Source organism: Accumulibacter sp. (genome assembly GCF_029255285.1).
In the GTDB taxonomy this organism is placed as follows: Bacteria; Pseudomonadota; Gammaproteobacteria; order Burkholderiales; family Rhodocyclaceae; genus Accumulibacter.
The window spans coordinates 172646-187138 of the sequence record NZ_JAPUVI010000089.1; the positions used below are offsets into that span (position 1 = coordinate 172646).

The window sequence follows — 14493 nt, forward strand, 5'->3', positions numbered from 1 at the left end:
GTCAGTCCTGGCACGGGAGATTTGGCGGGCGGCGGAACGCGCCGCAGGTGGTGGGCCAAACGCTGACCCGGCGCTTCGTTGCACTAACGCGGTGCGCGTCATTCCGCTGACCCGCGGCAGCAAAGCCGGGAGTCGCGCACTTCACAGAAAGCGATCGAGAAAGCGACGGCTTTGCGGATCGAGCGCCTGACGGTCGCGGATCAGAAAGTGGATGCCGTGGCTGTCGGCGATCAGCAAGGCCGGTGCGGCAAGGCGGCGGATGTCTTCTTCGCCCTTGAGGACCAGGTGGCTCGTTCCGCGGTCGGTTTCGATCTGCCAGGTGCTCGGTGTGGCGAAGCTCGAAACGCTGACGATACGGCGGATTTCGGGCATGAACTCGCGCTGCGCGAGTTCCGTCTCGAGCAGGCGCCGGAGTTCGTCGGGCAGCTCGGTCAGCGTGTCGATCCACGCTAGTTCCCGCCCGTGCGGGTCGACCAGGGCGATACCCTGTTCGGGGGCGGTGATCGGGAAGGCACGCACAGGAACGACATCGGCGTGCCGCTCGCCATCGGCGGTGTGCAGCTCGAGCCGTCCGAACGCGTTGCGGGACAAGCGATAGTCGGGGGTGTCGGTCATTCACGGTCTCCCTCGTCGCGGGCGTCGAGTTTCAGGGTCTGCGATTCGTCTTCGGTATCGACGTTGCGTGCCTGGGCCTCGTAGAGACGATAGTAGTGACCCTCGCGGGCCATCAACTCGTCATGGCTGCCGACCTCGACGACGCTGCCGCGATCTAGAACGACCAGGCGGTTGGCGTCACGCAGAGTGGATAGTCGGTGCGCGATGGCGATCGTCGTGCGGCCGCGCACCAGGTTGTCGAGCGCTTTCTGGATTTCCTTCTCGGTCGTCGTGTCGACCGAGGAGGTGGCTTCGTCGAGAATCAGGATCGGCGGGTCGATGAGCAGCGCCCGGGCGATCGAAATGCGCTGCCGTTCGCCGCCCGACAGCGCCTGGCCGCGTTCGCCGACCAGCGAGTCGTAGCCGTGCGGCAGGCGGAGGATGAATTCGTGGGCGTGCGCGGCGCGCGCGGCGGCGATGATTTCGGCGCGCGTCGCGGCGGGTTTTCCGTAAGCGATGTTCTCCGCGATGGTGCCGAAGAAGAGAAAGGGCTCCTGCAGCACGAGGCCGATGTGCTTGCGGTATTCGGCGACCGGCAGCGAGCGGATGTCCACCCCGTCGATCAGGATTGCTCCCTCGGTGACGTCGTAGAAGCGGGAGATCAGGTTCACCAGCGTGCTCTTGCCGGAACCGCTGTGGCCGACCAGGCCGACCATCTCGCCCGGCTCGATGAGCAGGCTGATGTCGCGCGTCACGCTGCGCGTTCCGTAGCGGAAACCGACGCTGCGCAGCTCGATGCGGCCGGAGACGCGCGGCAGGTGAACCGGATGTGTCGGTTCGGGGACGCTCGAGACATGGTCGAGGATGTCGAAGATCCGCTTGGCACCGGCGGCGGCCTTCTGCGTCACCGAGACGATGCGGCTCATCGAGTCGAGGCGCAGGTAAAAACGGCTGATGTAGGCCAGGAAAGCCGTCAGCACGCCGACCGTGATCTGATCCTTGGCGATCTGCCAGATGCCGAAGGCCCAGACGATCAGCAGACCCAGTTCGGTGAGCAGCGTGACGGTCGGCGAAAACAGCGACCACACCTTGTTGACCCGATCGTTGACCTCGAGATTGTGCGTGTTGGCGGCCCGGAAGCGTGCCGCTTCGCGCTGCTCCTGGGCAAAGGCCTTGACGACCCGGATGCCGGGGATGGTGTCGGCCAGGACGTTGGTCACTTCGGCCCAGACGCGGTCCACCCTTTCGAAGCCGGTACGCAGCTTTTCGCGCACGACGTGGATCAGCCAGGCGATGATCGGTAGTGGCAGCAGCGTCACCGCCGCCAGCCAGGGGTCGATCGACACCAGAATGGCTGTCGTCATGGCGATCATCAGCACGTCGGTCGCAAAATCGAGCAGGTGCAGCGAGATGAAGATGTTGATACGGTCGGTTTCGGAACCGATGCGCGCCATCAGGTCGCCGGTCCGCTTGCCCCCGAAGTACTCCTGCGAGAGCTTGAGCAGATGTTCGTAGGTCGTCGTCCGCAGGTCGGCGCCGATCCGTTCGGAAACCAGCGCCAGGATGTACGTGCGTCCCCAGCCGAGCAGCCAGGCGACGAGCGAGGAGCCGAGCAGGCCGGAGAGGTAGAGGGCGACCAGAGCGGGCTCGATCGGCTTGCCGTTCTGGTAGGGAATCAGCACGTTGTCCATCAACGGCATGGTCAGGTAGGGCGCGACCAGGGTGGCTGCGGTGGTCAGCAGGGAGAGCACGAATCCGGCGAGAAGCTGGCCGCGGTAGGGGCGGGCAAAGCGTCCGAGGCGCAGCAGCGTCCACGTCGACGGCGGCTCGTGGATTTCCTTGCTGCATACCGGGCACTCTTCCTGTCCGGCGAGCAACGGCGTTTCGCAGTTCGGGCACAAGGCGAGCGGCGAGGCCGGCGCGACTTCGCCGTTCAGCCGGAAGCCGAGTTGCCGGCTGAAGTGATCGACCAGCCGGCCGGCGGCGACATCGCCGCCCAGCGTGTAGCGCCAGGCGCCGAGCAAGGAATCGACGTCGCACAGTTCGAGCGTGCCTACCCCGGCATGATCGCGGCGCGTCAGCGTGAGTCCCGCGCGGTAAGGCCAGCTTTGCCATTGCCGGTCGTCAGCCGACATCGCCAGCAGGCGCTCGCTGCTCACGACGACCATCCCAGGCGCGAAGCGCAGCTTGGCGTCGAGGTCGATCTCGAGCCACGCCAGAACTTTTTCGTCGTCGGCCAGTGGTCCGTTCGGAGACTGCAGGCGCACCGCCCACTCGGCCGGCAGAGCCGGTGGCGACGATCCGCCCGCCGCCGCGGCGCGCGGCATCGATGAAGAATCGGGGGGAGTCATGATTTGGCTGCTTCTCGAACAGGGTTGCGCGGGAACGCAAGGGGTGCCGGGAAAAGGGGTCCAAGTATACTCGTCATGCCGCGCCGTATGGCGCTTTGTGCGGCGGCCGACCGTCCGCTGGCGACCGTTGCCGACACGGCGGCGGCCGACGGCGCGCGGCTCTTCGATAAAGCTTTACAATCGCCGCTCGGCTTTGGCGCCGAGGATCTGGGGAGGGGCGGCCAATGGACAAGCGAAGCAGGATCATCGGCGCCTTCGGCGCCTTCGGCGCTGGCGCGCTGGCGGTGATCGCGCTCATTGCCTACCTGATCTGGTCGGGTTACGAGGAAGCCATCCGCCTTGCGGAAACCACCTCGCGCAACAATGCGGCGCTCATCGAGACGCGTCTGGACGCCACTTTTCGCCGGGCCGAGGCGCACGTCCTCGAACTCGCGCACGCGCTGCCGGTCGCCGCGCTGAGCAAAGCGGCGGTAGCGCAACATGCGGCGGCGATCGATGCCGGGCTGGACGTACGTCGAGTGAATTTTCCGGAGCTCGTCGGCCTGCGGGTCTTCGATGCCGACGGGGACCTCATCTACTCGTCCGAGAGCAAAACCACACCACGGGTGAATGCGGCCGATCGGGACTACTTCCGGCAGTCGCGCGACGGCGCCCAGCCGGGCGTGTTCTTCTCTGCCGTGGTGGTTTCCCGTATCACGGGCCGGCCGGCGATGTTCATCGCCCGGGCCGTGCGTGACGGGCAGGGCGTTTTCCGCGGCGTCGTCAGTGCCTCGGTCGAACTCGAGTTCTTCCAGAAGTTGTTCCAGTCGCTGGACGTCGGCGCGCAGGGTGCGATCGGTGTCTTCCGCAGCGACACCTTTACCCCGGTCGTCCGCTGGCCGGCGCTCACCGGCAGCCACGCCACCCCCTTGCCGCCCGGCAGTGCCACCCGCGAGGCGATCGCGGCGGGCCACAAGGCGGCGACCCTGACGCATCAGTCGCCGCTCGACGGCGTGGCGCGCATTGTCAGTCTGCGGCGGCTGGAGCGCTATCCCTTCTACGTCGCCGCCGGCATCGCGGTCGACGATGCCTTGGCCGGCTGGCGCGTGCGCTCGCTGGTGGTCGGCCTGTCGAGTCTGCTTCTTCTGCTGTTGCTGCTCGCGCTCGCCGGCTACCTGTGGCGCGCCGAGTCGAAGCTGAAGGCGCTCAACGACGAACTGGAAACGCGCGTCGCCAGGCGCACCAGCGAACTCGAGAAGGCCAGAAGCGCGGCCGAGGACGCCAACCTGGCCAAGTCGCAGTTCCTGGCCAACATGAGTCACGAACTGCGCACGCCGATGAACGCCGTGCTGGGAATGCTCGAGCTCTTGCGTCACACCGAGCTGTCGCCAGCGCAGCACAACTACGTGAGCCATGCCGCGGGCGCCGCCGACTTGCTGCTCAAGCTGCTCAACAGCGTTCTGGATCTGTCGAAAATCGACGCCGGCAAAATGAGCATCGACCTGCAACCTTTCCGTCTGGATCATTTGCTGCGCGAATTGTCGATGCTGCTGTCGATCGGCGTCGGCGCCAAACCCGTGGAAGTAGTGTTCGACATCGACCCCGGGATGCCCCGCCTGCTGGTCGGCGACTCGATGTGTCTGCAACAGGTGCTGGTCAATCTGGGTGGCAATGCGATCAAATTTACCGAACGGGGCGAAGTGGTTCTCAAGGTCGAGGTGCTGGCCTGTCATGATCGCCAAGCCACCCTGGCCTTTGCGGTGCGCGACACCGGAATCGGCATCGCGCCGGAAAACCGGGCGCGCGTCTTCGAGGACTTTGCGCAGGCCGAAAACTCGACCAATCGCCGCTTCGGGGGGACCGGTCTGGGCCTCTCCATCTCACGCCGACTGGTGGCGCTGATGGGCGGCGAACTGTCGCTCGAGAGCGCGCTTGGCCAGGGAAGCACCTTCCGCTTTGCCCTGACGCTGACGGTTGCCGCCGAACCCGGCGAACCGGCGGACTCGCCAGCCGCTCGGCCATCCGAGACGCTGCACGTACTGGTCGTCGACGACAACCCGGTGGCCCTCTCGGTCCTGGCGTCCATGGCGCGATCCTGGGGTTGGCAGGTCGATGTGGCGAGCGGTGGGGTCGAGGCCATCGCCAGAGTGCAAGCACGAGTCGATGCGGCGCAACCCAACTACGACGCTTTGCTCGTCGACTGGGAAATGCCGGGCATGGACGGCTGGCAGACCTTGCTCCGGGTGCGCGAGTTGGTGACGCCCCAAGCGGCGCCGGTGGTCATCATGGTGACGGCACACAGTCGCGAGAAGTTGTTGCAGCGCAGCGAGCAGGAGCGGGTTGGCCTGGACGGCTACCTGGTCAAACCGATTACGGCGTCGATGCTGTTCGATGCCATGCTCGAGGCACGCGCCGGCCGCCAGCCGAAGCCGGCCAGTCCGCCGCCGGCGGCGACTCAGCCGCGCCGGCTGGCCGGCCTTCGTCTGCTGGTCGTCGAGGACAATGAGCTGAATCAGATCATTGCGCGCGAGCTGCTGGCCAGCCAAGGGGCGCAGGTCGACATCGCGGCCGACGGCGAGCAGGGGGTGGCGGCCGTGAAGGCGGCGCAAGCGCCTTACGATGCCGTGCTGATGGACGTACAGATGCCGGTGATGGACGGCTTCGCCGCGACACGCGCCATTCGCCAGGAACTTGGCCGGCACGACCTGCCGGTGATCGCCATGACCGCCAATGCCATGCTTTCGGACCGTGCCGCCTGCCTGGCGGCCGGCATGGACGACCATGTCGGCAAGCCGGTCAATCTCGCCAATCTAGTCGGCGTACTGCTGAAGCATGTCCGGCCGGTCGAGCGCGGCGTGGAAAGCGACATGACGCCACTGGCGGCGCCGTCGGCAGCGCAGCAACCCGTGTTGCCGACAGCACCGGTCGCGGTGGTCGATGTGGCCGCGGCACTGGCCGCCCTGGGCGGCGACAGACTTCTCTATGGTCGGCTCCTGAAGGCGTTTCTGGAGCAGCTCGAGCGGGCTCCGGACGAACTGGATCGTCTCCTCGAGGGCGGCGACCTGACAGCGGCGGCTCGCCTGTTGCACACTTTCAAGGGTCTCGCCGCAACGGTGGGCGCGAGCCGTCTGTCGGTCGTCGCGGCGGCGGGTGAAAGCGGGCTGCGGCGGACCGAAGATCGTTCGCCGGACCGACTGCGCGCCGAGTTTCGCGTCGCGGCAGGCGAAGCCGGCCGCAGTTTGCGCGAGGTGCTGCGGGACGAGGTGCCGGGCTCCTGACACTCACCGGAAGTCGCGGCTGGCGAAAATTGACAGCGCTCGCCCGGCGTCCCTATACTCCGGGCGCTGCCGGTGGATTCTCCTCTCCGCCACCACGATGAGCACCTGGAGTTGTCCATGAACGATGCCCACCGCCGGCGCGGCCCGCCAGCTACCTTCGACGACGCCTGCCGGCTGATCCGGGAACTGCAAAGTCGAAACGAGGCATTGTCGGCCGAACTCGCGGCGCGCGAGCAGGCGGCAGCCGATCTCCAGTTCAGCGAAGCGCAGTATCGGGCGGTCATCGAAACCTCGCCGGACGGCTTCTGGGTGGTCGACCGCGAGGGCTGCCTGCTCGAGGCGAACGAGACCTATGCTCGCCTGTCCGGTTACAGCCGCGCCGAACTGCGCGGCATGCACATCGCGGATTTGGAGGCGGAGGAAGATCAAGCGGCCGTGATGGCCCACATGGAAAGGATCGTCGAGCAAGGTAGCGATCTGTTTCAGACCCGGCATCGCGCGAAAAGCGGCCGCCTCTGGCACGCCGAGATCAACGTTGCGTATTGGCCGCTGGCCGGCCGTCGCTTTTTCGCCTTCGTGCGCGATGTTCATCGACGGCAACGCGCCGAAGTCCTCGTGCGGGCGCGGCTTCGCCTGTCGGATCTTGCCCGGACCGGGACTCTCGAAGAAGTGCTGCGCACGGCGCTGGACATCGCCGAAGAGTACACCGCCAGCGAATTCGGTTTTTTTCATTTCGTGAACGAAGATCAAGGGCAGCTCACCCGGCAGGCCTGGTCGACCCAGCCGCTGCAGAAGATGCGCCCTGTCCTCGCTCCCCCGCTGGACTGTGCGGTCGGCGAGGCGGGCGTATGGATCGAGACTGTTCAGCGTCGCGCGCCGGTCATCCACAACGACGCCACACATCTGTCTGGCCGTTCCGGCTCGCCCGGTCGCTCGGCGCTGAGCCGGCAACTGACGGTTCCCATCCTGCGCGGCGAAGCGGTGGTGGCGGTGGTCGGCGTCGGCGACAAGCCGGAGGACTACACCGACGACGACGTGACGATGCTGCGCGAACGGGCGTCGATGACCATGGACCTGGTCGAGCGCAAGCAGGCGGAAGAAACGCTGCGCGAGAGCGAGGGGTTCGCCAAGGCGGTGCTGGACGCCGTCGAGGCGCACATCGCCGTGCTCGATCGCGCTGGGGTGATCGTCGCGGTCAATGAGCCCTGGCGGCGTTTTGCCTGCGCCAATTCGACGACGCTCGGCAAACCGGCGGAAAGCTGCGGCGTGGGCGTCGACTATCTCGCCGTCTGCCGGCGCAGCGCCGGTCGATCGGCGCAGAACGCGATGGCGGTTCACGACGGGATCGTCGCCGTCATCGAAGGACGGGCGCCGACTTTTCACTGCGAATACCCCTGCCACTCGCCCGGCGAGCAACGCTGGTTTGCACTGACCGTGACGCCCCTCGGCCAGGGGGAGAGAGGCGCCGTCGTCGCCCACTCGAACATTACAGGCCTCAAGCGGACGGAGGAGGCGCTGCGCGAGAGCGAGCAGCGCTTCCGCGGCTATTTCGAACTTGGCCTGATCGGTATGGCCGTGACCTCGGCGGAAAAGGGCTGGCTGCAGGTCAATGACCGTCCGTGCGAGATTCTCGGTTTTTTGCGCGAAGATCTGTCGGGCAAGACCTGGGCCGAAATCACTCATCCGGACGATCTCCCTGGCGATCTGGCGCAGTTGGACCAGGTGCTGGCACTAGCGGGTCGAACCGACCGCTTCCTGGCGATGGTGCAGGACATCAGTCAACGCAAGCAGGCCGAACGCCGCATCGTCGAGAGTCGGAATGAACTGCAAAGGGTCTACGATTCCATTCCGGTGATGATCTGTCAGTTGGACCAGGAGCGCAAGGTGGTCGAAGCGAACGCTTTCTTTCGCTCGCGTACCGGTTGGCCGGACAACCCGATCAACCTGTCGGACCGCGCCTGCGGTCTGCTGGGCTGCGTTCACGCGCTCGACGATGCGCGGGGTTGCGGCTTCGGGCCGGACTGTCGAAGCTGCACGCTGCGTCGCGCCATCCAGGACACGATCGACACCGGTCAGCCCCATGTCGGCATCGAATACCATACGCGGCTGTGCGTCGACGGCGTCGAGAGCGACTTCACCGCGCTTTGCTCGACCGCAGCGATACGGAACAACGGCCAGCCCCGGGTCTTGCTGAGCCTGATCGACATCACGGACCGCAAGCGTGCCGAGCAGCAGTTGCAGCTCACGCAGTTTTCCACCGACGAAGCGGCTCTGGCGATTTTCTGGCTCGATGTCGACAACCGGGTTTTCTACGCCAATGCCGAGGCCTGCCGCTCGCTTGGCTACAGTCTGGCCGACCTGCGGACCTTACGGGCATGTGATGTCGCGCCGGCGTTTCCCGAGTCGATCAGCCGGTCGTTCTGGCGGGAGATCCGCCAGAGCCGGGTGGTCCATTTCGAATCCATTTTCCGGCGCCGGGACGGCTCCAGCTTTCCTGTCGACCTGTCGATCAAGCATGCGAGGTATCAGGGCAGGGAGTACATTTTCGCCTTTGCACAGGATATCACCGACCGCAAGCGGGCCGAACTCCACTTGGCGGAGAGCAACGAGCGCCTGCGGCAGCTTTCGCAGCGGCTGTTGTCGGTCCAGGAAGAGGAGCGGCGCGCCCTGGCGCGTGAGTTGCACGACGACTTCGGTCAACAACTGGGGGCGCTCAAGGTCAATCTGGCGATGCTCGAACGTGACGTCGAGCACGCCGGTCACCGCCGCCGCCTGGCCGACTGCATCGAGATCGCGCAGTACGCCCGCGAGCACATCCAGGACACCGCCCGCCGGCTCCGTCCGCCTATCCTCGACGACCTCGGTCTGGCCGAAACCCTCCGCTGGTATGCGCGCAGTCAGGCCGAACGCGCCGGCTGCGTCATCGAAGTCAATGATCGCCTGGCCAACCTGTCGCCCGAGCTCGAAACGGCGGCGTTTCGCATCGTCCAGGAAGCGGTCAGCAATGCCATCCGGCACGGCAAGGCGCGGCGCATCGTGATCGACGCGGCGGTCGATGGCAGAGACCTGTCGTTGGTGATCGCGGACGATGGTTGTGGTTTCGACCCGCAGGCGATTTCCTACGGATTCCAGTCCGGCCTCGGGTTGATCGGCATGCGTGAGCGCAGCGCGTTGCTCGGCGGGAGATTCGTGCTCGCCAGTCAGCCGGGCAGTGGCGTGCGCATCGAGGTCACGCTTCCCCTGTTGCCGGCCGCGTCATGAAACCGCTGCGCGTCTTGCTGGCCGACGACCATACCCTGATGCGGGCTGGTCTGCGCAAACTGGTCGAAGGGATCCAGGGTTTCCAGGTCATCGCCGAGGCGAGCGATGGGCGCGAAACGGTCCGTCTGGCGCGCGAGTCGGAACCGGACATCGTGCTGCTCGACATCAGCATGCCGGGTTTGAACGGCCTCGACGCCACGGCGCTGATCGTCAAGGCGACGCCCGCGGCGCGCGTCGTCGTTCTGTCGATGCACACCACCGAGGGCTACGTTCTGGCGGCGCTGCGCGCCGGCGCGGTCGGCTATGTCGTCAAGGACGCCGCGGTCGACGAACTGGAGCGCGCCCTGCGCGCCGTCGGCAACGGGCAGGGCTGGCTCAGCCCGGTCGTCTCGCGCCACCTGTTCGACGACTACTTGCGGCTGGCCGCCAGCCGGGATGACGCCCCGTCGGCGGTCGGCAACGACCTGTTGACGCCCCGTCAGCGCGAAATCCTGCAGCTCGTCGCCGAGGGCTGCACGACGCGTGACATCGCCGAGCGGCTGTGTGTCAGCCTGCGCACGGTCGAGACCCACCGTGCGCAACTCATGGAACGGCTCAACATTCACGACGTTGCCGGATTGACGCGCTTCGCCATTCGCAGCGGACTGGTCGACCCTTTCCGCTGATTCGCCCGAAATCCGTAGTTTTCCCCGCCTGGAATACCGAACATTCTGGATGCCTCGACTTGCCCACCGTGCGCTAAGGTGCTTCGTCGGTGATCAGAGGTCACCTTGTCGCCACCTTTGGCTTTCGACCCGCTTTGTTCGACGGTTGTGCCGGCTGCGCAGGCGGACACTCCTGGCGTAGCACGGCAGACCTCGTGTCGCTGGGCTGGCTGGCGATTCAGTCGTCCGCCGGCACCGTTTGCCCAGCCACCGGAGGTTTTCCTAGTTTTGAATGAAGAGCGTTCCTCCACCGTGCCCACGCCGGCCACCGCCCCGGGCCATGGCAAGCGAACGCGCTCGCCATTTCGCCGCCCGCTGCTGGCTGTGGCGACCCATCTCGACGTCTGGTGCTGGGGCATCGCGCTACTGTGGACGCTGCTCATCCTGGCGTTGGCCGGCTGGCAGGTACACCAGAGCCGGGCCACGGCGTGGGCGATGGCGAGGAACTTGGCCGAGGAAAGCTACAACAAGGACGTGCTCTTCCGACGCTGGGCGAGTCGGCACGGCGGCGTCTATGCGCCGATGACCGAGCAGACGCCGCCCAATCCCCACCTCGACGTGCCCGAGCGGGAGGTGCTGACCCCGTCCGGGCGGACGCTGACGCTGATCAATCCGGCCTATATGACGCGGCAGTTGCACGAGATGGAAGCCGTTGCCCGCGGCGTGCGCGGCCATATCACCAGCCTGCGGCCTATCCGGCCGGCCAACGCGCCCGACGATTGGGAGAGACAGGCGCTCGAGTCCTTCGAACGCGGTCAGAGCGAAGCCGTTTCGCTGGAGACGTTGGACGGGCAAACCCATCTGCGCTTCATGCGGCCCCTGATCGCCGACAAGTCCTGCCTGAAATGCCACGCCAAGCAGGGCTACCGCGAGGGCGACATCCGGGGCGGCATCAGCGTCGCCGTGCCCTGGGAGCCTTATCGGCAAGCGCTCAATGGGCAACTGACGGCTACGGCAGGCGGTTACGGCGCCGTCTGGGGGCTGGGTTTACTGGGCCTCGGCTGGGGCCGCCGGCGACTGCGCGCCGAGTTGAGCGAACGCCGGCAGCGCGAGGAGACTCTGCGGTCCAACGAAGCGAAGCTGGAGAGTATTTTTCGCGCTGCACCGGTCGGCATGGGGCTGGTCAGCCGACGCATCATTCTCGAAGTCAACCCGACCTTGTGCCAGATGACCGGCTATTCGCCGGCCGATTTGTGCGGGCGCGACGCCCGTCTGCTCTACCTCGACGACCACGACTACGATCGCGTCGGCAAGGAAAAATACCGCCAGATTGCCGAACGCGGCGTCGGTACGGTCGAGGTGCGCTGGCAGCGCAAGGACGGCGAAATCATCTGGATCGTCCTCAGCTCGGCGCCACTCGACATCGACGATCTGAGCAAGGGAGTCACTTTCTCGGCGCTCGACATCAGCGAGCGCAAACGGGCCGAGGAGCGGCTCGCACACCTGATCTACCATGACGATCTCACCCACTTGCCCAACCGTGTCCTGCTCACCGACCGCCTGCAACAGGCCATGGCGCAGAGCCGGCGCGACCAGCGGAAACTGGCGGTCGTCTACCTGGACCTCGATGGCTTCAAGCCGCTCAACGACACCTGGGGACACGAGCGAGGCGATCAGGTACTGGTCGAGGTGGCCCGGCGCCTCAAACACTGCGTGCGCGCCGGCGACACCGTGGCGCGCCTGGGCGGCGACGAATTCGTCGTGCTGCTCGGCGACCTCGATGATGTCGAGGAATGCGAACTGGCCCTGGGTCGCGTGTTCGCCGCCCTGGAGAACCCCTTTATGATCGCCGGTCGGCCGCTGCCGCTGACGGCCAGCCTGGGCGTGACGATCTATCCGGACGACGAGTCCGATCCGGAGGTTCTCTTGCGCCATGGCGACCAGGCGATGTACGCCGCCAAACAGGCCGGCGGGCACCGCTATCACTGGTTTGACGCCGACTACGACCGGCGCGCCCGGGGCCATCGGGATTTGCTCGACCGCGCCGAAGCCGGTCTCGCGGCCGGGGAATTCCGACTGCATTACCAGCCCAAGGTCGACATGCGCAGTGGCGCGGTGATCGGCGCCGAAGCCTTGATCCGCTGGGCGGACCCCGAACGCGGCTTGCTCTCGCCGGCCCGCTTCATGCCGGCGATCGAAAACAGCGAGCTGGCGATCACCGTCGATCGCTGGGTGATGGCGGAGTCCTTGCGCCAGATCAGCGCCTGGGCCGAACACGGCCTGCATTTGCCGGTGAGCGTCAATGTCTGCGGGCGGCACCTGCAGCAGCCGGATTTTGTCGCCCGATTGCAATCCGTGCTGGCCGAATATCCGGCCGTCCCGGCGGACGGTTTCGAGCTCGAGATCCTGGAAACGGCCGCTCTCGACGACATCGCCGAAGTCTCCCGGCGGATCGAAGACTGCCGGCGCCTGGGCGTACGCTTCTCGCTCGACGACTTCGGTACCGGCTACTCGTCGCTGACCTATCTCAAGCACCTGCCGGTGCAGTCGCTGAAGATCGACCAGTCCTTCGTGTGCAACCTGCTGGTCGATGCCGACGCGCAAGCCATCGTCGAAGGCGTCATCGGTCTGTCGGTGGCCTTCCGGCGCGAGGTGATCGCCGAGGGTGTGGAGACCGACGCGCATGGCTGCCAGTTGCTGCGCCTGGGTTGCCGCCTGGCGCAAGGCTATGGCGTTGCGCGGCCGATGCCGGCCGAGGAGATTCCCGCGTGGATTGCCGGCTGGCGTCCTCCGGCTGTCTGGAGCGATGGAGCGGGCCTGCGCGCGACCGGCACGCGGCCCTGGCCGGAAGCCGGCTTGTGAGATGGCGGCGGCGCTTGCTGGTCGACGACCCTGCAGCGTGGCCCGCAGATCGCTTGCCGGATTTGCCCGGTACTCCGGAAATGGCGCGAGATCCGTAGTTTTCCCCTCCTGGATTACCAAGTATTCTGGATGCACCGGTTTGTCGGTAGCGCGCTAAGGTGACCGCCATGCGATCAGGGGATTTGCTTGCCGCCAAGTGCCACCTCTCGGCCGGCGCTTCGGTCGTCCGCCATAGCGGCAACCACGGCGGTGGCGGTCGACCGGCTGTCCGGCCATGTGAGGTGCAGCGATATACTGCTGGCCGCAGTGGCCTGAAACCCGACGCGCCGTACGGCATGGCGCCGCGGCTGCCTTGGCAGTGGGCCTGCCGCCGCTGCAGTGAGCGGGCTACCCACGCTACTTCCCTATCATCAACCGAAGGAGAACCAAAGATGTCCAAAACCATTTTCCTGGTCGACGATTCGGCGACCATTCTGCTCAGTGTGTCGGGCATTCTCGGCAAGGCCGGATTCGCGGTCGAGAAGGCGTCGAACGGCGAAGAAGCGCTGAAGAAGCTCAACGGCGGGTTGAAGATCGATTTGCTGATCACCGATCTCAACATGCCGGGCATGAACGGCATCGAGCTGATCAAGAAAGTCCGCACGCTGGGCGCCTACCGTTTCGTCCCGATCCTGTTCCTGACCACCGAATCGCAACAGAGCCGCAAGCTGGAAGCCAAAGCCGCCGGCGCCTCGGGCTGGATCGTCAAACCGGCGAGCGCCGACGACCTGCTCAACACCATCAAGCTGGTCCTCCACTGAGAAGCGTTGGCCAAGCGGTCGCCAACACGACCATAGCCATGGCAGCTTATTAAACCAGAGGCTTATGTCTTGTCGGCGTAAGATCGCGCCTTTCTCCCGCTCGGAGGCCTCCCCATGACCCCATCGTCCCCCCCCGCGTTCCGCCACTACCGTCAGCGCGCCTGGCTCACCGGCCTGCTGGCCGGCGCCGCCCTGCTGCTCGTCGTCTTCGCCGCGCACGCGCTGGCCGGCGAGTCCCTCGGCGAAGCGCTCGGCCGTCCGCTCGCCGGCACCCTGCTCGCCCTGGCCGGTTTCTTGAGCTTCCTCGGCGTGCGCCGCGCCGCCTCGCAACTCCTCTACCACGACGGCCTTCTGGGCTTCGCCGAGCGCTTGCAGGACGAACGCTACCGCTGCCCGTCGAACAAAGTCTGCCAGCGCGTCGCCCTGCCCGAACTGAACGACGTCCCGCGCTACAACCAGGTGCTCGCCGGCCAGTTGCACAGCGTCGTCGAGCAGACCGAAAAAGCCGCCTACGACGTCACCTCGCGCCTGCAGACGATCGACGAAGTGGTCACCGAGCTCAACCGCTTCGTCAAGGAGACCACCGCCGAATCGACCCAACTGGCCAGCGAATCGGAAAAGCAACTGGCCGACAACCGCCAGCTCATCGACCGGCTCGAAGCCTTCATCGCCCAGCGCAGCGCAGAAAGCCAGCTCGACCAGCAGCGCAGCGCCGAAGCCGTCA

At 66.1% G+C, this 14493-nt stretch carries 7 protein-coding genes and 1 pseudogene; 6 read left to right on the top strand and 2 right to left on the bottom strand.

What is annotated here, in order from left to right; genetic code table 11:
- Positions 1 to 141: 141 nt before the first annotated feature.
- A complete protein-coding gene (locus Q1M07_RS12000; RefSeq protein WP_300454118.1) occupies positions 142 to 615 on the bottom strand; it encodes a DUF1854 domain-containing protein in 474 nt (157 codons plus the stop codon).
- Positions 612 to 2945, bottom strand: coding sequence for an ABC transporter ATP-binding protein (locus tag Q1M07_RS12005; RefSeq protein WP_300454119.1), 2334 nt, complete (start codon positions 2943 to 2945; stop codon positions 612 to 614). The genes Q1M07_RS12000 and Q1M07_RS12005 overlap by 4 nt, the downstream gene beginning before the upstream one ends.
- 224 nt (positions 2946 to 3169) lie before the next feature.
- Here Q1M07_RS12005 and Q1M07_RS12010 point away from each other — a divergent pair, with 224 nt between their 5' ends.
- The 6 genes and pseudogenes from Q1M07_RS12010 to Q1M07_RS12035 all read left to right on the top strand — a co-directional run.
- Positions 3170 to 6202 (top strand): response regulator, encoded by a 3033-nt coding sequence (locus tag Q1M07_RS12010; protein ID WP_300454120.1) that lies wholly within the window; start codon positions 3170 to 3172, stop codon positions 6200 to 6202.
- Positions 6203 to 6319: 117 nt separating this feature from the next.
- On the top strand, positions 6320 to 9463 hold the full coding sequence (locus Q1M07_RS12015) for a PAS domain S-box protein (protein WP_300454121.1): 3144 nt from the start codon (positions 6320 to 6322) through the stop codon (positions 9461 to 9463).
- Positions 9460 to 10128, top strand: a complete 669-nt coding sequence (locus Q1M07_RS12020; protein WP_300454122.1) for a response regulator transcription factor — start codon at positions 9460 to 9462, stop codon at positions 10126 to 10128. Before Q1M07_RS12015 ends, Q1M07_RS12020 begins: the two co-directional genes overlap by 4 nt.
- A gap of 291 nt (positions 10129 to 10419) precedes the next feature.
- Positions 10420 to 12969 carry an EAL domain-containing protein gene (locus tag Q1M07_RS12025; protein WP_300454123.1) on the top strand — a complete coding sequence of 850 codons (2550 nt, stop codon included), beginning with the start codon at positions 10420 to 10422 and terminating at the stop codon, positions 12967 to 12969.
- 431 nt (positions 12970 to 13400) lie between these two features.
- Positions 13401 to 13769, top strand: coding sequence for a response regulator (locus Q1M07_RS12030; protein ID WP_300454124.1), 369 nt, complete (start codon positions 13401 to 13403; stop codon positions 13767 to 13769).
- Between the two features lie 114 nt (positions 13770 to 13883).
- A pseudogene (locus Q1M07_RS12035) lies at positions 13884 to 14493 on the top strand (chemotaxis protein); the annotation flags it as partial.